16 protein-coding genes and 6 pseudogenes are annotated in these 22,975 nt (G+C 68.0%); 15 read left to right on the top strand and 7 right to left on the bottom strand.

From position 1 onward, the window contains the following. The first annotated feature begins 34 nt into the window (after positions 1-34). The 5 genes and pseudogenes from O1Q96_RS24670 to O1Q96_RS24650 all read left to right on the top strand — a co-directional run. On the top strand, positions 35-1,204 hold the full coding sequence (locus tag O1Q96_RS24670; RefSeq protein ID WP_269250250.1) for an ABC transporter substrate-binding protein: 1,170 nt from the start codon (positions 35-37) through the stop codon (positions 1,202-1,204). 17 nt (positions 1,205-1,221) lie between these two features. Further along, the gene (locus O1Q96_RS24665; protein ID WP_269250249.1) at positions 1,222-2,091 is read left to right on the top strand and encodes a branched-chain amino acid ABC transporter permease; all 870 of its coding nucleotides are present in this window, start codon (positions 1,222-1,224) and stop codon (positions 2,089-2,091) included. Next, positions 2,088-4,010 carry a branched-chain amino acid ABC transporter ATP-binding protein/permease gene (locus O1Q96_RS24660; RefSeq protein WP_269250248.1) on the top strand — a complete coding sequence of 641 codons (1,923 nt, stop codon included), beginning with the start codon at positions 2,088-2,090 and terminating at the stop codon, positions 4,008-4,010. Before O1Q96_RS24665 ends, O1Q96_RS24660 begins: the two co-directional genes overlap by 4 nt. Continuing rightward, the gene (locus O1Q96_RS24655; RefSeq protein ID WP_269250247.1) at positions 4,007-4,765 is read left to right on the top strand and encodes an ABC transporter ATP-binding protein; all 759 of its coding nucleotides are present in this window, start codon (positions 4,007-4,009) and stop codon (positions 4,763-4,765) included. Before O1Q96_RS24660 ends, O1Q96_RS24655 begins: the two co-directional genes overlap by 4 nt. A gap of 24 nt (positions 4,766-4,789) precedes the next feature. After that, positions 4,790-5,584 (top strand): annotated as a pseudogene (locus tag O1Q96_RS24650) (shikimate dehydrogenase); the annotation flags it as partial. Here the strand turns inward: O1Q96_RS24650 and O1Q96_RS24645 are convergent. Beyond that, on the bottom strand, positions 5,476-7,347 hold the full coding sequence (locus O1Q96_RS24645) for an ISAzo13 family transposase (protein WP_269250246.1): 1,872 nt from the start codon (positions 7,345-7,347) through the stop codon (positions 5,476-5,478). The pseudogene O1Q96_RS24650 and the gene O1Q96_RS24645 overlap by 109 nt on opposite strands. 387 nt (positions 7,348-7,734) lie before the next feature. Next, a complete protein-coding gene (locus O1Q96_RS24640) occupies positions 7,735-8,577 on the bottom strand; it encodes a helix-turn-helix transcriptional regulator (protein WP_269253710.1) in 843 nt (280 codons plus the stop codon). A gap of 152 nt (positions 8,578-8,729) precedes the next feature. On the opposite strand from O1Q96_RS24640, the gene O1Q96_RS24635 reads away from it, so the two are divergent. The 5 genes from O1Q96_RS24635 (at position 8,730) to O1Q96_RS24615 (ending at position 13,096) form a co-directional block, all read left to right on the top strand. Further along, positions 8,730-9,689, top strand: coding sequence for an NADP-dependent oxidoreductase (locus tag O1Q96_RS24635; protein ID WP_269250245.1), 960 nt, complete (start codon positions 8,730-8,732; stop codon positions 9,687-9,689). A gap of 82 nt (positions 9,690-9,771) precedes the next feature. Continuing rightward, complete coding sequence (locus O1Q96_RS24630) at positions 9,772-10,551, top strand: tyrosine-type recombinase/integrase (RefSeq protein ID WP_331276109.1); 780 nt, start codon at positions 9,772-9,774, stop codon at positions 10,549-10,551. A gap of 1,002 nt (positions 10,552-11,553) precedes the next feature. Continuing rightward, positions 11,554-11,955, top strand: a complete 402-nt coding sequence (locus O1Q96_RS24625; protein WP_269250244.1) for a hypothetical protein — start codon at positions 11,554-11,556, stop codon at positions 11,953-11,955. Further along, entirely contained in the window at positions 11,956-12,498 is a 543-nt protein-coding gene (locus O1Q96_RS24620) for a sigma-70 family RNA polymerase sigma factor (RefSeq protein ID WP_269250243.1), read from the top strand. Then, positions 12,485-13,096, top strand: coding sequence for a hypothetical protein (locus O1Q96_RS24615; protein WP_269250242.1), 612 nt, complete (start codon positions 12,485-12,487; stop codon positions 13,094-13,096). Before O1Q96_RS24620 ends, O1Q96_RS24615 begins: the two co-directional genes overlap by 14 nt. Here O1Q96_RS24615 and O1Q96_RS24610 read toward each other — a convergent pair. Together O1Q96_RS24610 and O1Q96_RS44600 are read right to left on the bottom strand one after the other, a co-directional pair. Further along, on the bottom strand, positions 13,093-14,214 hold the full coding sequence (locus O1Q96_RS24610) for an IS630 family transposase (protein WP_269250241.1): 1,122 nt from the start codon (positions 14,212-14,214) through the stop codon (positions 13,093-13,095). The genes O1Q96_RS24615 and O1Q96_RS24610 overlap by 4 nt on opposite strands. Before the next feature lie 69 nt (positions 14,215-14,283). Further along, a pseudogene (locus O1Q96_RS44600) lies at positions 14,284-15,357 on the bottom strand (IS630 family transposase). A 137-nt stretch (positions 15,358-15,494) separates the two neighbouring features. On the opposite strand from O1Q96_RS44600, the pseudogene O1Q96_RS24595 reads away from it, so the two are divergent. Continuing rightward, positions 15,495-16,496, top strand: a pseudogene (locus O1Q96_RS24595) (IS5 family transposase). A 194-nt stretch (positions 16,497-16,690) separates the two neighbouring features. Here the strand turns inward: O1Q96_RS24595 and O1Q96_RS24590 are convergent. Further along, positions 16,691-17,401 carry an SDR family oxidoreductase gene (locus tag O1Q96_RS24590; RefSeq protein WP_095850112.1) on the bottom strand — a complete coding sequence of 237 codons (711 nt, stop codon included), beginning with the start codon at positions 17,399-17,401 and terminating at the stop codon, positions 16,691-16,693. A 117-nt stretch (positions 17,402-17,518) separates the two neighbouring features. Here O1Q96_RS24590 and O1Q96_RS24585 point away from each other — a divergent pair, with 117 nt between their 5' ends. Beyond that, positions 17,519-17,887 carry a MerR family transcriptional regulator gene (locus O1Q96_RS24585; protein ID WP_269253707.1) on the top strand — a complete coding sequence of 123 codons (369 nt, stop codon included), beginning with the start codon at positions 17,519-17,521 and terminating at the stop codon, positions 17,885-17,887. Between the two features lie 70 nt (positions 17,888-17,957). On the opposite strand, the pseudogene O1Q96_RS24580 reads toward O1Q96_RS24585, so the two are convergent. Then, positions 17,958-18,800 (bottom strand): annotated as a pseudogene (locus O1Q96_RS24580) (IS5 family transposase). Positions 18,801-19,707: 907 nt separating this feature from the next. Between O1Q96_RS24580 and O1Q96_RS24575 the strand changes: the two are divergent. The 3 genes and pseudogenes from O1Q96_RS24575 to istB form a co-directional block, all read left to right on the top strand. Beyond that, a pseudogene (locus O1Q96_RS24575) lies at positions 19,708-20,010 on the top strand (type 1 glutamine amidotransferase family protein); the annotation flags it as partial. 379 nt (positions 20,011-20,389) lie between these two features. Beyond that, the gene (istA, locus tag O1Q96_RS24570; RefSeq protein WP_483409981.1) at positions 20,390-21,742 is read left to right on the top strand and encodes an IS21 family transposase; all 1,353 of its coding nucleotides are present in this window, start codon (positions 20,390-20,392) and stop codon (positions 21,740-21,742) included. After that, positions 21,739-22,507: pseudogene (istB, locus tag O1Q96_RS24565) on the top strand (IS21-like element helper ATPase IstB). Before istA ends, istB begins: the two are co-directional and overlap by 4 nt. Positions 22,508-22,539: 32 nt before the next feature. On the opposite strand, the gene O1Q96_RS24560 reads toward istB, so the two are convergent. After that, positions 22,540-22,914 (bottom strand): hypothetical protein, encoded by a 375-nt coding sequence (locus O1Q96_RS24560; RefSeq protein WP_269253706.1) that lies wholly within the window; start codon positions 22,912-22,914, stop codon positions 22,540-22,542. Between the last annotated feature and the right edge of the window lie 61 nt (positions 22,915-22,975).

Here is a 22,975-nt window from a genome sequence, read left to right as displayed (position 1 = left end):
ACGCCTTCCCGTCCGCTCACAACGAGGTGACCACATGACCCGCAGCATCACCCCGCGACCACGCACGACCACCCGAGCCGCCGTCTGCACCGCCGCCGCGATGGTCGCCGCCCTCACCGCTTGTAGCGCTCCCGGCGAATCGGCCGACGACACCAAGGCGTCGTCCGGACCCATCAAGGTAGCCGTCGTCAACGCGCAGAGCGGGCAGCTCAGTTCGCTGGGCGACTGGGAGTACAAGGGCGCCAAGCTCGCCGTCGACGAGTGGAACAAGAAGGGTGGCGTCGACGGCCGCAAGATCCAGCTGAAGCTCTTCGACGACCAGGGCGACCCGACCACCGGCACCAACCTCGCCCGCAGGCTGGTCAGTGACAAGTACGTCGCCATGATCGGCACGGCGGAGAGCGCGGTGACCATCGCCATGGGGCCGGTGCTCCAACAGGCCAAGATTCCTAACATCACCTCCGGCCAGTCCGACGGCCTGGTCGCGCTGAAGAGCCCGTACCTCTTCCTGAACGGACCGACCAGCACCACCTACGACTCGACGCTCGCCCAGCACTTGGTGAAGGACAAGGGCTACAAGAAGATCGCCATGATCACGAACAACGGTTCCTTCGGGAAGGGCGAGCACGACGCGTTCCTCAAGGCCGTGAAGGGGCTCGGGGTGGACCCGTCCACCGACCAGGTGGTCACCACCGACCAGAAGGAGTTCAGCGCGGCACTGACGAAGATCAGGTCCACGAAGCCCGAGGTCATCTTCATCGGCTCGGAGGAGGTCGAGGCCGGACTGATCGTCAAGCAGGCCCGGGACCTGGGCATCACCGCCCCCTTCGCGGGCGCGGCGCCACAGGGCACCCCCGTCTTCATCGACACCGCGGGCAAGACCGCCGCCGAAGGCACCATCGTCAGCTCGCCCTATCTCAGCAACGACGTCAGCGACGCCTCGAAGAAGTTCGCCGCCGCGTACGAGGCCGCCTACGGCAAGGAGGCGGAACTGCACGGGGCCAAGGCCTACGACGGGGCGAACATCCTGCTGACCGCGCTGAAGACCAGCAAGGGCGCGACCGGCGAGGAGCTCGCGGACGCGATCCGCGACACCCGGTACAAGGGTCTGCTCGGTGACTTCCAGTTCGACGAGACGGGAGTCGGCATCACCAAGACGACCATCGGCGTCATCCGCGACGGCAAACTCGTCGCGCAGCAGTAGGCACCGGGAGCGCTGACGTGCAAGAGACACTGCAGACACTCGTCGGAGGCCTGAGTCTCGGGGCGGTCTACGCCCTGGTCGCCATGGGGTTCTCCCTGGTCTACCGCACCATGGGCCTGGTCAACTTCGCCCACGCCGACATCGCCATGATCGGCGCCTACGCGGCCTCCACCTTCTACCTGACCTCCAAGCTGCCCTTCGCCGTGGCCATGGTCGTGGCCATCGCGGTCACCGCCGCGATCGGCCTGGTCATCGAGCGGGTGCTGCGGCCGCTGGAGAACAAGGACTTCGACCTGATGTTGATCGGCACGATCGGCTTCGGCATCGTCCTGCAGGCCGTCGCCATCCTGATCTGGGGCACCACCGGACGGGCGGTCAGCTCGCCCGTCCGGTCCGCCCCGCTCGACCTGTTCGGAGTGCGTGTGCGCACGTACGACCTGCTGGTGATGGCCGTCGCCGCCTTCGCCGTGCTCGGCCTCGCCTGGTTCCTCGCCCGCACCAAGCGTGGCGCGGCCATGCAGGCCGTCGCCATGGACCACGAGGCGGCCACCGCCGTCGGCATCAACGTCGGCCGCAGCAACGCCCTCGCCTTCTCCATCGGCGCGGGCCTCGCCGCCCTGGCCGGCGGTCTCGTCGGACCGATGCTGTACGTCGACGCGTCGCTCGGCGGCGCACTCGGTATCAAGGGCTTCGCCGCCGCGATGCTCGGCGGCTTCGGGTCCATCCCCGGAGCGGTCGTCGGCGGACTCGCGATCGGCGTCCTCGACTCCTACGCGGCCGGCCACTTCCAGGGCTACTCGGTGCTCGTGACCTTCCTGGTCTTCACCGCCGCCATCATGATCCGCCCGATGGGCGTCTTCGGGGAGAGGACGGTGAGCCGCGCGTGAAGTTCCGTACCGGAGGGCTTCCAGCCACCCGTATCGGGGTGCTCTCAGCCGCCGCGGTGGCCGCCTGGCTGCTGCCGTACGGCCTGGGCAGCTACTCCATCCATGTCGTCAACATCGCGATCATCTATGCCCTGTTGGCCATCGGCATGGGCCTGGCCATGGGCGTCTCCGGGCAGATCAACCTCGCCCAGGTCGCGTTCTTCGGCGTCGGCGCCTACACACTCGCCATCCTGACCACCGACTCCGGGTACGGGTTCTGGGCGGCGGCGGTCATCGCCGTACTCGCGACCGTGGCGACGGGCCTGTTCGTCGGTATACCCGCCCTGCGGATGCAGTCCCACTACCTGGGGATCGTCACCCTCGGCCTGGCACTCGGCTTCATCAACTGGATCACCAACGCCTCGATCACCGGCGGCGCCGACGGCATCTCCGGAATCCCACTGCCCACCCTGCCCGGCATCGACCTGTCCAGCGAATACCTCTACTACTACCTGGAGTTGGTGGTCTGCGCGGTCGGCCTCGGCTTCGGGCTCTTCGTCGTCCGTACGTCCCTGGGACGACGGCTGCGCGCGATGCGCGACGACTCCCTGGCCGCGGGCGCGATGGGCGCGGAGATCCCGCTGCTGCGGATGACCGCGTTCCTCCTCGCCAGCCTGTACGGGGGACTGGCCGGAGTGCTGTACGCGGGCCTCATCCGCTACGTCGCCCCAGAGACCTTCTCCATCGGCAACATGTTCATCCTGCTCGCCATGGTCATCATCGGCGGCCGGCGTTCCCTCGTCGGCTGTGTGGTCGGCGCGGTCGGACTGACCCTCATCCGCGAGTGGCTCTCCGACTTCTCGACGTACGCACAGCTCGGATACGGCGTGGTGGTCGTCCTCATGGTCGTCTTCGCGCCGACCGGGCTCGCCGGAATCCCCTCCCGCGTAAGGGAGTTCGCGAACCGGCGACGACGGAGTCACGCCGAGGACCGTGCCCGGCTGCGCCCCTTCCAGCCGTACGAGGCCGTCGAGACGCCCGACGCCGCCGACGAGCCTCTGCTCGAAATCCGGTCCGTCACCAAGGACTTCCGCGGACTGCGCGCCCTGGACGACGTGTCCCTCACGGTCCGGCCCGGCGAGATCCGCGGCATCGTAGGGCCCAACGGTTCCGGCAAGACCACCCTGTTCAATGTCATCAGCGGCTTCTACCGGGCCACTTCAGGGCAGGTGCGGTTCGGCGGCCGCGCCACCACCGCCGCCCGTCCGTACGCGCTCTCCCTCCTCGGCGTAGCCCGCACCTTCCAGAACCTGCGTCTGTTCGGCCAGTTGACCGTCCGGGAGAACATCCTCGTCGCGCTCGACCGCACCAGGACGTACACCATCTGGCAGTACGCGGTGTGGCAGCCCGGTGTCGTACGTCGCGAGCGGCAGCTGCGCCGCCAGGCCCAGGAACTCCTGGAGCGTTTCGGGCTCGCCGACTTCGCCGAGGTCGCGCCCGGTTCCCTCCCCTACGGCATCCAGCGGCGCATCGAGATCGCCCGTGCCATGGCCTCCCGGCCCCGGCTGCTGCTCCTCGACGAACCGGCCGCCGGACTGAACGGAGAAGAGGTGCAGCAGCTCGCCCGCATCGTGCGCTCCATCCGTGACAGCGGCACCACGGTCGTCCTCATCGAGCACAACATGGGCCTGGTCATGTCGCTGTGTGAGCGCGTCACGGTGCTCTCCAGCGGTGGGGTCATCGCGGAGGGCACGCCCGCCGAGGTGGTCGCCGCTCCCGAGGTGATCGAGGCGTATCTCGGGGACTCCGCGATGGCCGACGTTCCGCGACCGGAGCCGGCACCGTCCCAGGCTCCCGCGGGTCCGCCCCAGGCATCTGCGGCTCCGGCCCAGGACCCTGCTTCGGACCAGGCACCTGATTCGAAGGAGGCAACCCGGTGAGGACGACCCCCTTCCGGCGCCCGGCCGCCCCCACAACCAGCACCCTGGCCACGCTCGCCGTCGACGACCTGTCCGTGCACTACGGCGGGGTCCGCGCGGTCAGTTCGATCAGCTTCAGCGTGGAGCCCGGGGCGTCGGTGGGCATCATCGGCGCCAACGGCGCGGGCAAGACCTCCACCCTCAAAGCCCTGATGGGACTGGTACCGCGCGGCGGCGGACGCATCACACTGGGCGAGCGCGACCTGACCCGCGTACGGGCCCGCGACATGGTGCGGCACGGTATCGGCTACGTACCGGAGGGTCGGCACGTGTTCCCCGGCCTGACCGTGGAGAAGAACCTGCTGCTTGGCGCGTACGCCCGCCGTTGGGACGCCGACACCCGGGCCACGCTGGCCGAGGTGCACGAACTCTTCCCGGTACTGGGCGAGATGGGCCAGCGGCTGGCCGGCGCGCTCTCCGGCGGGCAGCAGCAGATGCTCTCCATCGGCCGCGCCCTGATGGCCAGGCCGCGCATCCTGCTGCTCGACGAACCGTCCATGGGGCTCTCGCCCAAGCTCGTCGGCGAGATCCTGAGCGCGCTGAAACGGCTGCGCGAGGAGGGGATGAGCCTGCTCCTCGTGGAGCAGAACGCCACACTCACCTTCGGCGCGACGAGCCACTGCCTGGTCATGGAGAACGGCAGCGTCGCCATGACCGGAACCTCCGAGGAACTCAGCCGGGACGTCCGGGTGCGCCAGATCTACCTCGGGCTGTGAACGGCTCAGGAAGGGAGCGCTGCGATGGACCAGGACACGTATCTCGTCGGCCTGATCGGCTCCGGCATAGGCACGTCGCTCAGCCCCGCACTCCACGAACGCGAGGCGGACCGGCACGGCCTGCGCTACCTCTACCGCCTGATCGACCTCGACACCCTCGGCACCGCCCCCGAGAAGGTGGGTGAACTGCTGGACGCCGCCCAGGACACGGGCTTCACCGGCCTCAACATCACCCACCCCTGCAAGCAGCTCGTCATCGATCACCTAGATGCCCTCTCCGAGCAGGCCGAGGCGGTCGGTGCGGTCAACACCGTCGTCTTCGGGGAGGGGCGGGCGACCGGCCACAACACGGATGTCACCGGGTTCGGGGCCTCGTTCGCCCGCTCACTGCCCGAGGCCGGCCTGGAGCGGGTGGTGCTGCTCGGCGCCGGAGGAGCCGGGGCGGCCGTCGCCCACGCCATGCTGGCCCGCGGCGCCGGACACCTCACGGTCGTAGACCGGCTGCCCCAACGCGCAGCCGGTCTCGCGGCCTCGCTGAATCGGCACTACAGCGCAGGGCATGCGTCCGCGGAAACGCCGGACTGTCTCCCCGCACTGCTGGGCCGTGCGGACGGTCTGCTGCACGCCACGCCCACCGGAATGGCCGCACACCCCGGCCTGCCCGTTCCGGCCGAACTGCTGCACCCCCGACTCTGGGTGGCCGACGTCGTCTACCGGCCGCTGGAAACCGCGCTGCTGCGCACCGCCCGCGAACGGGGCTGCACCGTCCTCGACGGTCTCGGCATGGTCGTCTTGCAGGCCGCGGACGCCTTTCGGCTGTTCACCGGCCGAGAGCCGGACAGCGCACGGATGCTTGCCGATGCCGACGAGCTTGCCCACGCGGCCGAAGCCGAAACGACGTGAGCCGACTCGACCGAAAGCGACTCGACCGAAGGCGACCGAAGGAGTACCGCAGCGTCCACACCCTGTGGTGGCCCGGCGAGCCCGGCAGTTGAGGGGTGGATCGCGTGATCGTGCTCGGCCAGTAGCGAGCGTGCTTCCTGGACGGCCCGTGTGAGAGTGCTTCCGGTGACGCCAAAGAGCTGGGCGAGCAGGTCGTGGGTGCCGATCTTGCGGAGGCAGAGCACGGTGGCGAGGATCCGGTCTGCGTCGGAGAGCTTGTCCTTGGCACCCGCACCTCGCCGCCGTCGGCGCTCGTGGCGGAATTGCTCGCGTTGTTCCGCGAGCGCCGGGATCAACGCATCGACCAGCGCGTCGGGTTCGGCAATGGTCATGCCGGTCAGCTCCGGGTCGCGGAGAGCTTGGGTGTCAACGCCGTCCGGGGGCGCGGCCGGGTGGGCGGTTGTGGCGGTGGTTGCTGCGGATTCCGTCTCATGGTGTGGGGCCGGGCAAGGACCAGCAGGACGGAGCGTGTAGTTCCAGGCGCCATGGAAGCGGTGCCGGCTCATTGCCAGTGCATCGATCTCGGCGTCGGTGACCTTCACACCGGTGTCGTAGGTGCCGGTGTCGAGTTCAGCTTCGATTGTCAGACCGGTGCGGGTCGTGGTCGCCGCGATGCTGTCCACGATGACTTCATGGCTGATCAGCGCTCTGCCGCGCCAGTTCATGGAGATGTGGGAGAACAGTCGGTGCCTGATCTTGTTCCACTTCGAGGTCCCGGGCGGTAGGTGACAGACAGTGATCTCCATGCCAGTTCCGGAGGCGAGAGCGGCCAGTTCACTCTTCCAGGCCCGGGTGCGGTAGCCATTGGAGCCGCCCGCGTCCGCGGTGATCAGAAGACGGGTGGCGTGCGGGTAGTCGTAACGGCCGCGGGCCTGCCACCAGCGGCGGATCGAAGCGACAGCGAATTCGGCGGTGTCGTGGTCGGTGCCGACACTGACCCAGCCGGTGTTCGCCGCAAGGTCGTAGATGCCGTATGGGATCGCCTTGCCCGGTCCCTGTCGGTCCAGGAAGTCATGCGTTTTGACCAGCACTGGTTCGCCCGTCGGCCGCCACTCGCGCCCGGCGTTCTTGTAGTCGCCGACCAGCTCCTTCTTCTTGGTGTCCACGCTGATCACCGGATCCCCGGCACCGATGTGTTCCTTGGCCCGGTCGTTGATATAGCGGAACTGGGCATCACGGTCAGGGTGCTGTGCGCCCTCGACGGTCTTTGCGTTGGCTTGCAGGCTGAAGCCCTCCTCCCGGAGCAGGTCCCCGACCGTGTCCGCGCTCACCTTGTGCCCCTGGCAAGTGAGTTCGGCGGCAAGCTTCCTCGTCGACCTGGTTGTCCAGCGCAGCGGCGATATCGGATCCCCGCGTATGTCCGGCTCGACCAGTGCGAGCAGAGCCGGCCGCAGCCCCGGGTCTACCTCGGCAGCCTTCTTGCGCCCGCCGCCAGGACGGCGAACCCGCCCCAGCGGTCCCTCGCACGCCTCCAACTCATCCGCGCCCTTGCGAACCGTGGTCTCGCTGACCTGAGCCGCCTGCGCGACCGCCCGGGCCTCGGCTCCCATCAGCAGCCGACGCTGCCGCTCGTCCAGATGCGGGAACAACACCCCAAACTTGACGGCCAGTTGGTTACGAGTCGCGTCAGGGATGCCCATACCCGGTGAACGAGCCCGGATGCGGGAAGCAACAGCTTGATTCTCTGCGAGCCCTTAGGTGGCATACTGCCCGCGGTCAGATCACGCTTCACCGTCACGCGCTCCGCCACAAGTCTGACGCCCCATCAGGTGGGCTGGTCCGATGCGACTGCCGGGCTGGCCGACGGAACGAGCGACGCGCTTCGAACAAGGACGTTGCAGACCGGCTGGAGGGACTGTCAAACGAGTGGCACTGTCTCAGATTCGGTGGTGACGGAGAGTGCCGGTTCATCGTTGGCGTGACGTGCGGAATGTCAACGAGCCTGTAGATGTGGTGTTTTCGATAAGCGGATTGAGGCGCATCGCTCCAAGCGCGGACTGACCCGCAGGATGGGTCACCGTGGCGGGTCAGGGCGTGCTCAGCAGGTCGGCGAGCCGTTGGAGCCGTTCGGCGTCGGGGCTGTCTTCGGCGGCGGTGCACACCATGAGCGCGGGGCCTGGGTTGCCCGGTATGGGGTAGGCGTCCCAGTCCAGGTTCAGTTCCCCGACCTGGGGATGGTTGAGGCGCATCTGGCCGCGGGTGGGTTCCTCCACGTCGTGGAGGGCCCACAGGGCCGCGAACTCATCGCTGCGGACGGTTAGTGCACCCACCAACTCCACCGCGCGCGGGTGGCCGGGAGCGGCGGCGACCTGGGTCCGCAGCATCCCGATCAACTCGGAGACGGTGGCCGCCCGGTTCGGGCAAGTCCGGTCGGCCTGGGGGTGCAGGAAAAGTGCCAGCAGGTTCCGCTCCTTCTGCGGCTGTCGGGCGAACTCGCCCAGCAGGGCACCGCCGAGCGGGTTCCAGGCCAGCACGTCCAGGAAACGGCCGACGACCAGAGCGGGCGAGGCCATCGTGTGCAGCAGCCTCAGCGTGGTGTCCGGCACATCCTCCGGCTCGTACGAGCGGGGCAGGCGGGCGGGCGTACGCGCGGCGGTAGCGAGGCTGTGCAGGTGCCGGGACTCCTCGGCGGAGAAGTTCAGCGCGCGCGCGAGGGCGTCCAGAACCTGCTCGGAGGGCCGGACGTCGCGTCCCTGTTCCATGCGCTGGTAGTAGTCCGAACTCACCCCCGCCAGCAGAGCCAGTTCCTCCCGCCGTAGTCCGGCGACGCGCCGTCTCGGGCCGGGCTCCAGCCCAACGTCCTGTGGCCGGAGCCGAGTTCGGCGGGTGCGCAGGAAGTCGGCGAGTTCGCGCCGGGGATCGTCACTCATGGGATGGGGGGAGTCGGTCACGACTCCAGTATGCCGCCGGCGTGGCCCGCGAGGGTGGGTCTGCCAGACCCAGGAAAAGGAGAACGACCGTGATTTCGCTTGTGGGGTCCAGCATCAGATCCACCACAGCCGGCTATGGAAGGAACAGCGACATGAAGGCCGTTCAGATCACGGGTTTCGGCAGGGCGGACGTCCTGCGGGTCAACGATGTCGAGCGCCCCGCGCCCGGTGCGGGTGAGGTGCTGGTGTCGGTCGAGGCATCCAGTGTGAACGGGCACGATGTGATCGTCCGCTCGGGAGAGTTGAAGATGGTGTCGGGACGCCGCTTCCCGATCGGCGTGGGGCTGGACTTCGCGGGTGTCGTCGCCGGGACCGGCGCCGGTGTGGAGGGCTACCGGGTCGGGGACCGTGTGTGGGGCATGGTGCATCCCCGCCGGCGGCACTCCGTCGCTGGGGCGGCCGAGTACGTCGTGGTCTCCACGGAACGGGTCGCGCACGCCCCGGCGGACCTTTCGTCGGTCGAGGCGGCAGCCCTGGTGGTCGCCGGTTCTACAGCGCTGATCGCGCTGCGCGACAGTGTGCACCTCGCGGACGGGGAACGGGTCCTGGTGCGGGGCGCGGCCGGCGGAGTCGGCACGGCCGCGGTGCAGTTGGCACACGCCATGGGCGGTCACGTCACCGCGCTGGCCCGCGATCGCCACGCCGAGCTCCTGACCGACCTCGGCGCCGACGAGGTCCTGGACTACCGCTCAACCGTCTCGGAGCAGATCGGGCCGTTCGACGTCATCGTCGACACCGTCGGCACGGAATTGCACTGCTACCGAAGCCGGTTGGGCAAGGGTGGCCGGATGGTCACCGTCGGACTGTCCCCGTCGGCGCTGGCCGCGATCGCCGCATCCAGCGTGCACGGCACCCGCCGCATCCGCACCTTCAGTGCCAACCCCGAAACCCCCCTGCTGCGCGACCTGGCCGGCCATGTCACGTCGGGTGCGCTGCGCCCGGTGATCGACAGTGTGTACCCGCTCGCGGACATCGCCGCCGCGCACCAGGCATTCGAGCGCGGCGGCGTCGTGGGCAAGCACGTGGTGACAGTGCCGCGCAGCTCCCTCTGACGGAGTCCGGTCAGCGGGGCGGTACGCAGGTCGACGCCACTCTCATGGGCGGCGGTCGTGAGCCGGGCCGCCACGTGGAGCAATCGCTGCCAGCCGGTCGGTTTCGGGCAGCGGCGATCGACGGCACCGGCCCGAACACGGATGGATCCTCACCGACGGCGGCTGGAACAAGCAGCGCACCGGCCTCTACCGGCCCAAGGTCCCCAAGCGGATCCCGCGCCGCATCCCCGACGAGAAGTACACCGAGGTCTTCGCCGGTCTCCGCTCGCACCGTGACCGCGCCCTCCTGGCCTTCTGGGTCGCCACCGGCGCCCGCGCCGAGGAACTGCTCACCGCCAAGCAGGGCGATGCAGTCGTCGGCCAGCAGACCATCGGCGTGATCCGCAAGGGCACACCCGCCTACCAGGAACTCCCCTCCACTCCCGACGCGTTCGTCTGGCTGCGGCCTTACCAGGAAGAAGCCTGGAACAAAGGCGTCCCCCGCCGCCGCGCGCAGCCGCTGTGGTGGACCCTGCGCCGCCCTTGGCGGCCATTGGAGTACGACGCGGCCCGCATGATGTTCAACCGCGCCAACAAGCTCCCGGGCGCCAACTGGACTCTTCACGACCTGCGGCACACCGCAACGTTCTTGATGCTCGACGATTCGAACATGCCGCCGGTCTACGTCCAGCACATCCTCGGCCACAAGCATCTATCCACCCTGGACATCTACAACCGGCCCACCAGGGACGACGTGATCTCGGCAGGGCTCGCACACCACGCCCGCCAGGAGCACAAGCGCAACAACCCGCCTCCGGCCCCGCCCACGCCGGCCTACAACCGCGACTCCCTCGACGTCCTCTTCGGCGGGAGCCCCGGGTGACAACTACCACCGTCCCGCTCATCACCCCGCCGGCCCTGACCGCGAGGAGCCTGGCTGGCAGCGAGATCGATGCCCAGATGCAGAGGTTTCCGCCACGCAGCCCGGGAACCGACTGGGCCACTACCCGGCTTTCCCGCGAGGAGGTTCTCCACAGGCTGGAGCGGCCGCCGTTCAAGAACGGCAAGGACTCCACCCACCAGATGCGGATGGTCGGTGCGCGCCTGCTGCTGCGATGGCTGGAGACCTTCGAGGGGAAGACCTGGCAGCAGCGCTGGAACGCCAGCCCGGGCTCCGCCACCTCGGTCGGCTGGACCGAGGCCCCCCTTGCCTGGGGGGTTGCCCACGGAAGGAAGCCACAGAAGGCAGGGCTCGGTTCTGGGCTGCTGGCTCTGGTCTGCGCTGATGTCATCCGTCCCAGCATGCTGTGGCTCGCGAGCAGCCTCTCCCCCCACCTGCGCGAGGCTATCGAAGCTGCCCGCGATCCCAGGGGATTTGCCGAACCGCGTGACGCACGCATGCCCGGACAGCCGGACCCGCGGCGCACTTCGAAGGCACTCAAGGCCGCGGCCCGCGTCCTCGGGGCGAAGGGTGGCGGCATCGACGACATCGTGGTCGGCGATGTCCTTGAACTGCTGTTGGCGGCCACGGGGACCTCCACGAGCCACACGCGACTCGCCTACGCCCTGCTTCAAAGCCGCGGCCAGTTTCCCCCCGACGCGCCCAAGACACTGCGGTACATCGAGATGCGTGCCGGACAGGTGAGCCCGGCCCAGCTCGTCGACCGGTTCGACGTGAAGTGCAAGCCGATCCGCGACCTGCTCGTCAGCTACCTGACCGATCCGGGGCTGCGATGGGTCAGTCACGGTTCGATAACGAAGGCCCGCGGAGTGTGCGCCGCGTGGGGGCCCAGGCGTGGGGGTGGTGGAACGGCGGTCGGGCTCGCCCAGCGAGTGAGGCCCTCGGACCTTCTCTCCCCTACGAATACGAACGTGAGGATGGACCATGCAGCACCGCAAGTTGGGATTCGCCGCTGTCGGCGTCGCCGCCGCGGGCCTGTGCGCCGCGTTGGCCACGACGGCGCTCGCTTCGTCCGACCACGGAACCACAGCGCAGAACGTCAAGCACTCGCAGACCGTGGTCAAGGAGGCCGCGAAACCGAAGGCGGCCTCCCACGTCAAGATCAAGGACCAGCCGTCCGCGTCCGAGCGCAACCGGCAACTCCTGAAGATCCAGAGGGAGATCAAGGTGACGACCGGCCGCCCGACCAAGGCTCAGGCCGCCGAAGCCGACAAGTTGGTCGGGCAGTTGAAGGCGCAGGGCAAGGCCACCGCCGCGCAACTGGCGTGGCTGGCGCTGACTCCCGCTGAGAAGCGCGTGGAGGCGGCACCGGTGAACACGAACTGAGTGGAGCATGACAGTGACGGTGACCGAGGACAGCAGGCCGGTGTGACGGACTTCGAGGAGTTCTACCAGTCGGCGTACGCGCGGCTGGTCGGTCAGCTGTTCTCGGTCACCGGCAGTCTCGAACAGGCCGAGGACGTCGTACAGGAAGCGTTCATCCGGGCCCTGGACCGCTGGCCCCGGATCCAGGCCTACGACGTGCCCGAGCTGTGGGTGCGCCGGGTGGCGATCAACCTCGCGGTCAGCGAGATCCGCCGGTTACGCCGGCGTGCCGCGGCTCTGCTGCGCCTGGGTGCCCAGCGCCCGCTGCCCCACCTCACGCCGCAGACCGTCGAGGTCGCCGAGATGCTGCGCCATGTTCCGGTGAACCAGCGCCCGGTGCTGTTGCTGCACGACGTACTGGATCTGCCGATCGAGCAGGTCGCCGAGCAACTGGGCCTGCCGGTGAGCACCGTGCGCGGCAGACTCGCCCGAGCCCGCGCGAACCTGGCCCGCCGTTTCGCCGCCGATCCGGAAGGAGCTCTGTCCCACCATGGCCGACCCTGAACACGGACTTCGCCGACTCGTCGAGGAGGGCACGCGGGCCGCCCGGCAGCCGCCCCTCGCGGACCTACGGCGCAGGGCCCGGCGCCGCCGCACATTCCGCGAGGTCGCGACGGTCACAGCCGTGGCCGCCGCGGTGCTTGCAGCCTTCCCCCTGGTCGCCTGGGAACGTTCCGGAACCAGCACACCCGGTCCGACGGCGCCCCACACCCCCCAGCCCACGGTGACCGGCCCCGCCAAGCCTCTGCTCGCCTCGCCGTCCGAGACCGTGCCGGGCGGCACGATCACGCTGACCGGAACGCACTGCGCCCCCGGGAAGTCGGTGACCGTCGGGATCCGCTGGGACCGCGGCGCGAAGCTGAACCTCTCCATGGAAGAACAGAAAAAGTCACCGGGGCAACCGCAACCAACCGCCACGGCCGCCGGGACATACGAGCTGTCCTCGGTCAGTGCACTCGCGACCGGGTCCTTCGAGGCCAGAGTCAAAATCCCGACCACCCCCGCGGTCAACAAGCCCACGCTGTGGGCCCGTTGCCAGACTGCAGCCCCGTCCCACCAACTCACCCAGAACGTCTCGATCGTCGTCCGCAGCGCCTACTAGTGTCCTGCGCCAGAGATCCGTCGGCAGAAGCGGGCGAGGGAGTCGAGGATCTCTTCGGCTGTCTTGGTCCAGATGAACGGCTTGGGGTCTTCGTTCCAGTCCTTGACCCAGGCCCGGATGTCGGCTTCCAGGGCCTGGATGTTCTTGTGTGCGCCGCGGCGGATCATCTGGTGGGCCAGGTAGCCGAACCACCGCTCGACCTGGTTGATCCAGGAGGAGCCGGTCGGGGTGAAGTGCAGCTCGAACCGCGGGTGTTTGGCCAGCCAGGCTTTGATCGCAGGGGTCTTGTGGGTGCCGTAGTTGTCCACGATCAGATGGACCTGCAGGTGTGCGGGCACCTCTTTGTCGATCCGGATCAGGAACTTCTTGAACTCCGCGGCCCGGTGCCGGCGGTGCAGGGCAGTGATGACCTCACCCGTGGCGACGTCGAACGCGGCGAACAAGGTGGTCAGGCCGTTGCGGACGTAGTCGTGGGTGCGCCGCTCGGGCATGCCCGGCATTATCGGCAGCACCGGCTGGGACCGGTCCAGGGCCTGGATCTGCGACTTCTCGTCCACCGAGAGCACCACCGCACCCTCAGGAGGGTTGAAGTACAGGCCCACGACGTCGTAGACCTTCTCCACGAACAGCGGGTCCGTCGACAGCTTGAAGGTGTCCGCCAGATGCGGCCTGAGCTGGAACTGCCGCCAGATCCGGCCCACGGTCGACTTCGACAGGCCGCTGTGCTGGGCCATCGATTTCCTGGACCAGTGGGTGGCGTTCTTCGGCAGCTGTTCCAGCGTGGTGACCACCACCGCCTCCACCTGATCGACGCTGATGGTGGGCGGCCGGCCCGGCCTGGGCTCGTCGACCAGCCCGTCCAGCCGCTCGGCGAGAAAGCGCCGCCGCCACTTGCGGACCGTGTCCGCGGCCACCCGAAGCTCCCGGGCGACCACGACGATCGGCGGTACTTCCGGCCCCGCACACGCCAGGACAATCCGCGCTCGCAGGGCCAGGGCCTGGGCCGATGTCGCCCGACGCGTCCACCGCTCCAGCTCCGCCCGCTCCTCCGCGGACAGCAGCAACGGCTCCAACTTGGGGCCCCGACGAGGAACTGACGCACCAGCAGTAGAAGTCACACACCAACTAACGATCAACTACTGGCGCAGGACACTAGTAGGACTCCGTTACTGAGCTCGCCGGATTGTTTACGGGCACTGAGTGAGGGTGAGTCCGGTGCCGGCGAGGCAGCCGTCGATGAGGTCGGGTCGGAGTTGGATATGACGCAGGCCCCGGCGCAGGGTGCGTTCGAGATGCTCGTCGTCGGTGAAGGCGGTGTTGGCCAGCGGGCCGCGCCGTAACAGCGACCAGATGCCCTCCACCGGATTCAAGTCCGGTGCATAGAAGGGTAGTTGCACGATGGTGAGCCAGTCATGTGCGGCCGCGTACTCACACATCCCGGCGGCCCGGTGGACGTTGAGATTGTCCCAGATCAAGACGATGGGGGCGCCGAGCTGGATGTGGGCGCGGACGACCAGGTCGCGGTAGTCACGCCAGGAGAAGCTGTCACGTCCTGTGCCCCTGTGCTTGCGGTGGCGGTGCGGCCGGTAGATCAGCCGGGATGCCTCGCCCGGCCGGTAACAGCACATGGCGGCGATCGACCAGCGGCGCCAGGACCGGCCCCGCACCCGCACCACGGGCGTATACCCACGACGGCCCCAGGTGCGGGCTCGTGGCGGCGTCATCGAGAACCCTGCCTCGTCCTCGAAGACGACAAAGGCCCCGAGCGCCGCCGCAGTCATTCCGCCTGCGGCCACACGTCCTTCTTCCACAGTTCGACCGCATGCTCGTCGCGCTCCATGGCCCTGCGCGCGGGAGACTGCCAGGACCAGCCTTGGCGGTGCAGCAGCAGCCATACCGCCGCCATCGAGCAGTCGATCCGGAGCCTGAAGGCGATCACGGCTCTGATCCGTGCCAGAGTCCACCGCTGGTCCTCCCAGCCGTGCTCGGCGGGTCCCAGAGCCAGCTCCTTCTCCAACTCGGCGAACTGGCCGTCGGACAAGCCTGGGCAACTTCGGCGGCCCTGCGGTGGCGAGAGCATCCATCCCGCCCTCCCGCCATGCACGCCGCCAGCGTTCCACCGACCGCTCGCTCACCCGCAGATCCTTCGCGATCACCGCGGTCTTATCGCCGCGTGTGAACCGTTCGCCCGCCTCGTACCGGATCCGCGCACGAAACTGTCGCCGCTCGGCGGTCAATCCGCCGCCCTGCGTGTACCGCATACCACCGGCCTACCGCAGGGATCAGCACCCGACAACAACCCGAAGAGATCAGTAACCGAACTAGGGAGCGTATTGGGTCGTGATCAATCTGCGAGTTTTGCCTGCGTGGCGGGGCCTGGACGGGTACACCTTCTTGGGTGACTCGCGTGCAACTGACTGATTCAGAGTGGGAGTTCATCGAGCCGTATCTGTCGATCGGCGAGTACGGCCCGTACCCCGAGCGGCTGAGGCAACAGTTCGAGGGCGTGATCTGGCGGTTCAAAACGGGCGGGCAGTGGCGGGAGATGCCGACGGAGTTCGGCGCCTGGTCGACCGTCCACAACCGCTTCCGGCAGTGGCGTGACGCCGGAGTCTTCGAAGCCCTGATAGAGGGCGTGATCGCACAGGCCGCGAAGCGGGCGAGGTGGACCTGTCTCTGGTCAGCATCGACTCCACCACCGCGCGGGCCCATCACGATGCGGTCGGCATGCACCTGGACGAGGACGTCCTCACCGCTCTGGAGAAGGCTACCGCCGAGGCGGAGAAGGCCAGGTCAAAGGGGCGACCGCGACGAACAAACCGGGCAGCGGACAGAAAGCAACCCTCAGCGGGAAGAGCGACGACGCATCCGGCGACGGCGCGAACTCCGGCTGAGGCCGCCCTCCTCGGACGCTCCAGGGGCGGGGCAGACCAGCAAGATCCATGTTGCCGGCGACCGGAAGTGCCGCCCGCTGGCCTTCATCCTGACCGCGGGGCAGGCCGCTGACAGTCCGCAGTTCATCCCGGTACTGAAGAAGATACGGGTCTGCAGGCCAGTCGGCCGTCCTCGCGCCCGGCCCGACGCGGTCGACGGTGACAAGGCATACTCGTCCCGCGGCAACCGCGCCCACCTGCGCAAACGCCGCATCAAGGCGGTCATCCCGGAGAAGAAGGACCAGGCCGCCAACCGGAAGAACAAGGGCAGCAAGGGCGGCAGGCCCGTCAGCCACGACGCCGACCTCTACAAAGAGCGGAACACCGTCGAGCGTCCGATCAACAAGTTGAAAGCCTGGCGAGGCATCGCCACCCGCTGCGACAAGACCCCCGACAGCTACCTCGCCGGCCTCCACCTGCGTGCCTCGATGATCTGGCTCAGAGAACTCACCCGGACCACCTGGTGATCGAACCACATACGCTCCCTAAGAAAGCCCGGCGGTAGGCGTCACTTGAGTCTTCTGGTGGTGGGTAGGTGTCCCAGCGGTAGGCGCGGCGGACGCGCGTGCGGAGCGTGACGAGTACGCATGGCCGCGCCCGGCTGATCCGTAGATCCTCGAACGTCGGCTGAAGCCTGGCTGGGCGGGCGGCTGCTGAAGGGTCAGGCGGCGGGAACCGCCTGCGGATAGAGCACGCTCGGGTCGGCGGACAGGGCCGCCTTGAGCTGGACGCAGTTGTTGTCGGCGAGGATCTCCATCTTCCCGGCCTCGATACCGTCGAGGGCGGCGCGCACGACATCGGCGGGGTCGTTCTTCTCCACGTCCCACCCGGCCATCATGTCGGTGTCGGTGCTGGCCAGGTGCAGGCCCGTCACCGCGGTTCCCTGGCCCGCGAGTTCGAGGCGGATGCCGTTGGTGAGGCTCCACGCCGCCGCCTTCGACGCGCTGTAGGCGTTGGCCCCGTCGTAGGCGAGCCAGGACATCGCCGACAGGACGTTGAGGATGGCCCCACCGCCGTTGGCGGCCAGGACGGGAGTGAACGCCCGGACCACGTTGAGGGTGCCGAAGTAGTTGGTGTCCATCTCCAGCCGGATCTTCTCGGGGTCCCCGGTGACGAGGTTCTGCTGGGTGAAGACACCGGCATTGTTGATCAAGAGGGTGACGTCCGAGGCCGCGCCCGCCGCGGCGGCGACCGAAGCCGGATCGGTGATGTCGAGCCGCAGTACCTCCACACCGGGGAGGTCGACGAGGTGGGGGGTGCGTGCGGTCGCGTAGACCTTGGTGGCACCCCGGTGCAGGAGCTGTTGGGCGAAGTGCCTGCCGATGCCGCGGTTGGCGCCGGTGACGAGGGCGACGGAACCGGTGATCTTCATGGAGAGTCTCCTGGCAGTGGTGAGGTGATTCCTGTCCGGGCTGTTCACGGGCTACGCTAGAACCTGACGTTGACGTCAGAGGCAAGGAATGTGATCCAGGTCATGGAGGGGGCGTTGATGCGCATCGGTGAGCTGGCCACAAGGGTGGGCGTGAGCGTGCGGGCACTGCGCTACTACGAAGAGCAGGACCTGCTGGCCTCGGTGCGCAGCCCCAGCGGCCAGCGGCAGTACCCGGACAGCGCGGTCGACCGCGTCCAGCTGATTCAGCAGCTGTACTCCGCAGGGCTGCCGAGCAGGGCGATCCTGGAACTGCTGCCGTGCGTCGAGACCGGTGACGTGACCCCCGCGCTGCTCGACCGGCTGTCGGCCGAGCGGGACCGCATCGATACGCAGGTCAGCACCTTGGTGAAAACCCGGGACCGGCTCGATGCCATCATCACCACAGCCTCCACAGCCAGGAGCGCGGGCCGGCCCTGCCCTCGTTGAGCAGCGCGCCTTCCCCAGGCGTGCGGCAGTGCTTGTCCGCCCGACGCAGACGGACGCTCGTCAGCAGGCGTCACTTGAGTCTCTTGGTGGTGGGCCGTCCGTCCCAGCGGTAGAGCGGGGTCGCGCGGCGGATGAGCATGCGGAGCGTGACGATTGCGGCGGACAGGTAGAGGTAGAAGTCCACAGCGCACTGGCGCTTCTCGGTGCAGCGGCGGAGCTTGCCGAAGCCGTTCATTCATGCGTGGCTCCGCTCCACGATCCACCTCTTGCCGGCCTGGATCGGTGCGGGCACGCCCTTGCGGGCGATCTCGCCGGTGAAGCCCAGTTCCTCGAGCGCGGCTCGGGTCTTGTCACTGTCGTAGCCCCGGTCCAAGGTGACGTTGACCTGCTCGGGAAACATGCCGATCTGCTTCTTCGCGGCCTCCAGGGTGGGCACGAGCAGCGGGGAGTCATGACGGTTGGCCCCGGCCGAGACGAGACCGATCGGGACGCCGCGGGCTTCGGTGGGCACTGAGCGCTTCAGGCCCTGCTTGCCCCGGTCGACCGGGGAGCGTCCGGCTCTCTCGCCGCCGCAGGGAGCCTTGGTGATGCACCCGTCGACGGACAGCTCATGGAGTTGCAGGCCGATCGTGCGGTCGTACGCCTGCACGGCCAGCCCGTGGACCTGCTCGGCCATGCCCAGCTGTGACCAGTACTTGACGCGGCGTCGGATGGTGCGGTCGGAGCACTGGCGGTCGGCGATCCGCTCGTATCCGGAGCCGTGCACCAGGGCGGCGATGACGCGCTCGAAGACAATCCGGTCCGGGATGCGCGGGTTGTGGCAGCCGAGCGGATGGGTCTCGACATGCTCGGGCAGCAGCGCTGCGAACTGGTCCCACAGGGGTTCGAGCAGGCATGATGGCAGGACAGGCACGAGCCCTCCGGTAATCACTGAGCGTCAAGAACTCCATGACTACCCAGGTTCGTGCCTGTCTTGCCTCCGGGTCGTCACACGGCCATTCGCCACACCTACCGCCGGGCTCTCTTAGGCGACAGCTTCTCCGGCACTGCTCTGGGCGTCGACCAAGACCTCGTCCGACTGGCCCAGCCTGAAAACCACCGCCGACTGGACCGCGCACGTCAAGGCTCCGGGACTGACGGTGGGGCCGTCGGCATAGCCAATCGGGGAAGAAGACAGGTAGCAGCAGCATGTGATGCACTGACGACCATCGGTGTTCGGGCGCCCCGGCACATCCACCCATCGGGGTGAGCAGTGCTCGGCTACGGACTCGATCCGCGTGGGTGGCAACGGGGCGTCGGCCCGGGCCTCATCGCTACTTCAGTGCCTGTATGCCACGGGATGGGCGGTGAGGCAGGCGCGTCCGTAGTGCAGGACCCATCCGTCGCGGGTCGTATGGCTGATGGAGTCGGCCAGTCCGATGACAGGGTCGGTGAGAGCGGCCTGGAGGTCTTCGGGGTGGGGGGCGGAGTCCCAGTGGAGGGTGCAATGGGCGCCGTCGACGGAGTTGAGTGTCGGGTGGGTGGCCCTCCATGCTGTCGTTCACCTTCGGCGGCGCGTCAGCACCGCGGCCGAAGCGCCTTTCAGGCGAATCGAGTTCAGGGAAATGGGGCGATGCCCAGGAAGCAGGGGTGGATCGTTGTTGCAGGGCTTCGGCGTTGTTGAACGGAGCTGGGTTTTGTGGCGGTCTGTCAGCTTGGTGATACCCCAAAACGTGGCAGGCACGGCACGGGCCTTCAAGATCATGGAGTTCTCTACGCCCCGTGATCCGAGTGGAAGACCGTGCCTGCCGACGCATCATCGCTGATCCCATCTGCCCTTGATGGTGCTCGCCCGGCTCGGGTTGCTGGAGGGCATGCCGGCTTGCACGGACATGAAGAGCCGAGCCTTTGTCGAAGGCTGCGGCGTCACCGTGCTGGACGCGCCGTTCCACGCCGAGGGGAACATCGCTACGGCGGGCGGTTGCCTGGCGTCCCAGTATCTCGCCACGTGGGTGATCACCCGAATGCTCGGGGAGGACGCCGCACGCGCCGTCATCGACTACGTGGCTCCGGTCGGCGAAAATCAGGAGACTGTCGAGCGGGCCATGCGTGCCGTCCACGCGGGCGTGGTTGCACTGCGCTGACGCCTCGCAGTCAGCATTTCGGGCCGCTTGCAATCACGACGACGACTTCTTGAGCGCATTGAGGGCGTGGCGTTGTCTGAGGTATGCGTGAGCCGTGGACGCGGCGAAACAAGCGGAGGGCCAGGACCTGCTGTCCCCTCTGGTTGCCCGTCAGCTTGATTTCCTCTGCATTGTTTCGGCGAAGGCCAGCTGTCGGCGTACACGTGAACGTCCCCAGCCTCGTACGGATGAAAAGGGACAGTTGCTGATGCGGTGAGACCCGGTGCTCGGCACTCTGCGGCTTGGCCGATATGGGCGACGGAGGGGGCTGGCAGTGGTCTTGGATCCGCAGCGTTGGCTGGATCTTCGGCGCTTTCGCGGTTTGCTGGAGTCCGGGGCGATGAGCCTGTCGGAGATCGCGCGGGAGGCCGGGCTGGACCGCAAGACGGTCCGCAAGTACCTGTCGGCGCCGGGGCCGGCGACACCTCCGCGGCGGTCGCCGAGCGGGCGGTCGCGGGCCAGGGTGATCGACGAGTTCGGGCCTCTGATCGACTCGATGCTCCGGGCCGAGGTCCTGATGAAGGCCGCGGTCATCCACGAGCGGCTGGCCCAGGAGTACGGCTTCACCGGGAACTATCAGCGGGTCAAGCTCTACGTCCAGACGGCCCGGCCGAGGATCGCCGAGGAACTCGGCATCACGCCCAAGGAACTGGCGGGGATGCACCGCCGGTTCGAGGTGATCCCGGGCGCCCAGGCCCAAGTGGACTGGGGCGATGAGGGCAAGATCCTCGCCCACATGGGCATCGCGAAGGTCTACTCCTTCCACATGACGCTCTCGTACTCCCGCGACCCGTTCTGCTGCTTCACCACCAGCCAGGACCTGCAGACCTTCTTCGACTGCCACCGCCGGGCGTTCGCCCACTTCGGCGGGGCGCCGATGACGATCGTCTACGACCGGACCAAGACCGTCGTCCGCCGCCACGTCGCTCCTGGTGAGGCGGTCCCGCTGCATCCGGAAGCGGTCGGCTTCGCCGGCCACTACGACTTCGACATCGACGTCCTGGCCGCCTACCGGCCGCAGGGCAAAGGCCGGGTCGAGCGACAAGTGCTGATCGTCCGCGACCACGTTCTGTCCGGCCGGTCGTTCTCCTCCGTCGACGAGATGGACGCCGCGTTCACCGCCTGGGTGCCGCAGAGGCGGGCCCAGATCCACAAGACCCACCGAGAGGTCATCGCGGAGCGGGCGGCGAGAGACCACGCGGCTCTCAAACCGCTGCCGCCGACCCCGTATCTGGTGGCCGAGCGGCAGCTGCGGCACGTCGGCAAGGACTGCCTGGTCGCCTTCGACGGCAACCTCTACTCCGTGCCGGCCCGCCGAGTCCGCGCTCGCCAGCTGGTCGAGATCCGGGCAACAAAGTCCCAAGTCATGCTGCATGTCACCCTCGCCGACGCCCACGGCAGCACGCTGCTGGCAGCCCATCCCCGGGCCATCGGACGCGGTGCACGTGTCGTCGACGAGACGCACTGGGACGGCCTGCCCACTGGCAAGGGCCGCCGGACCACCACCGGCGACGTCCCGGTCCAGCCTCGTCAAGAGCGGCCGCGGGGCGAGGAGACCGGCCCGTTGCAGGCCCTGCTGAACAGGGCCGCAGCCACCCGAATCGAGGTCGGACGCCGACCGTTGTCGGTCTATGACGAGCTAACCGGCACCCGTCCCTTCACCACCCATCGAGCGACGGAGGAATCGTCTTGAGCGAGCTCACCGGCAACCGCATCCGCACCACGGCCGGCAAACTCGGCCTGCCCCACCTCGCGGAAACCATCAACGAGTTCACCCGCCGGGCTGACGAGGCCAAGATGGGCTACCTCGACTTCCTCGACCTGGTCCTCTCCGAAGAACTGGCCGTCCGCGACGACCGCCGCTTCCGCCAGGGCCTGCGACTCCCGGCTACCGCACCACAAGACGCTCGATGAATACGACTTCTCGTTCCAGCCCGACCTCGACCCGCGCAAGGTCAAGGACCTCGCCGCCCTCTCGTTCGTCGAGGCGAAGGCGAACACCGCTCTCCTGGGTCCGCCGGGGGTGGGCAAGACACATATCGCCGTCGCTCTCGCCGTCGCGGCCTGCCGGGCCGGCTACTCGGTCTACTTCACCAGCCTCGACGACATGGTCCGCAACCTCAAAGCCGCCGAAGCCGCCGGGCGCCTGGCCAACAAGCTCGGCACCTACCTACGGCCGGGCGTCCTCGTCGTCGACGAGGTGGGCTACGAGATCCTCGAACGCGGAGAAGCGAACCTGGTCTTCCAGGTCATCTCGAAGCGGTATGAAAAGGGCTCGATCATCCTGACCTCGAACAAGACCTTCAGTGAATGGGGACAGGTGTTCGGTGATGAGGTCCTCGCCACCGCCATCCTCGACCGCCTCCTCCACCACTGCGACGTGATCTCCATCAACGGACCCAGCTACCGGCTCAAGAACCGGCTCAAGGCCATCGAACGGGACACAGACGTGGCCTGACAGGCCGCGTCGGCTCGGCGGCCGGGGCGCGATCAGTCGTCTTCGAGTCGCTGGAAGACCGTGGAAAACTCGTCGTTCTCGATCAGTCCGGCGATCACCTGGGTCATGCTGTCGATGCCGGGATCCCGGACGATCAGGCCGTCCGATACCCAGAAGTAGCGGCCGCCGAGAGCCTCGTCGGTTCCTGCCCAGGTCTGCGTCAAGCGTTCGACCTCAGCCACCGTGAAGACGGTCGCACTCCACCGGGAGCCGTCCTTGAGGTCCACGAAGACATCGACGTTGCACACCAAGTCCAAGTCCTCACCTGAGCTGGGCAGGAACGAGGCCTCGAAGACCTCCGCGCGAACCCGGTACCACGGCCCGTCCCAACCTCGGTTGACCGATCCAGGCGATGCGCTGTGACTCATCATGCGAGTGTCTCCGTCCGGCCTGACGATCTCAACCAGGTTCCTCAGCCGTGCTCCTGCC

Source organism: Streptomyces aurantiacus (assembly GCF_027107535.1).
Taxonomy (GTDB): Bacteria; Actinomycetota; Actinomycetes; order Streptomycetales; family Streptomycetaceae; genus Streptomyces.
This window is presented reverse-complemented; position numbering and strand designations above follow the sequence as displayed.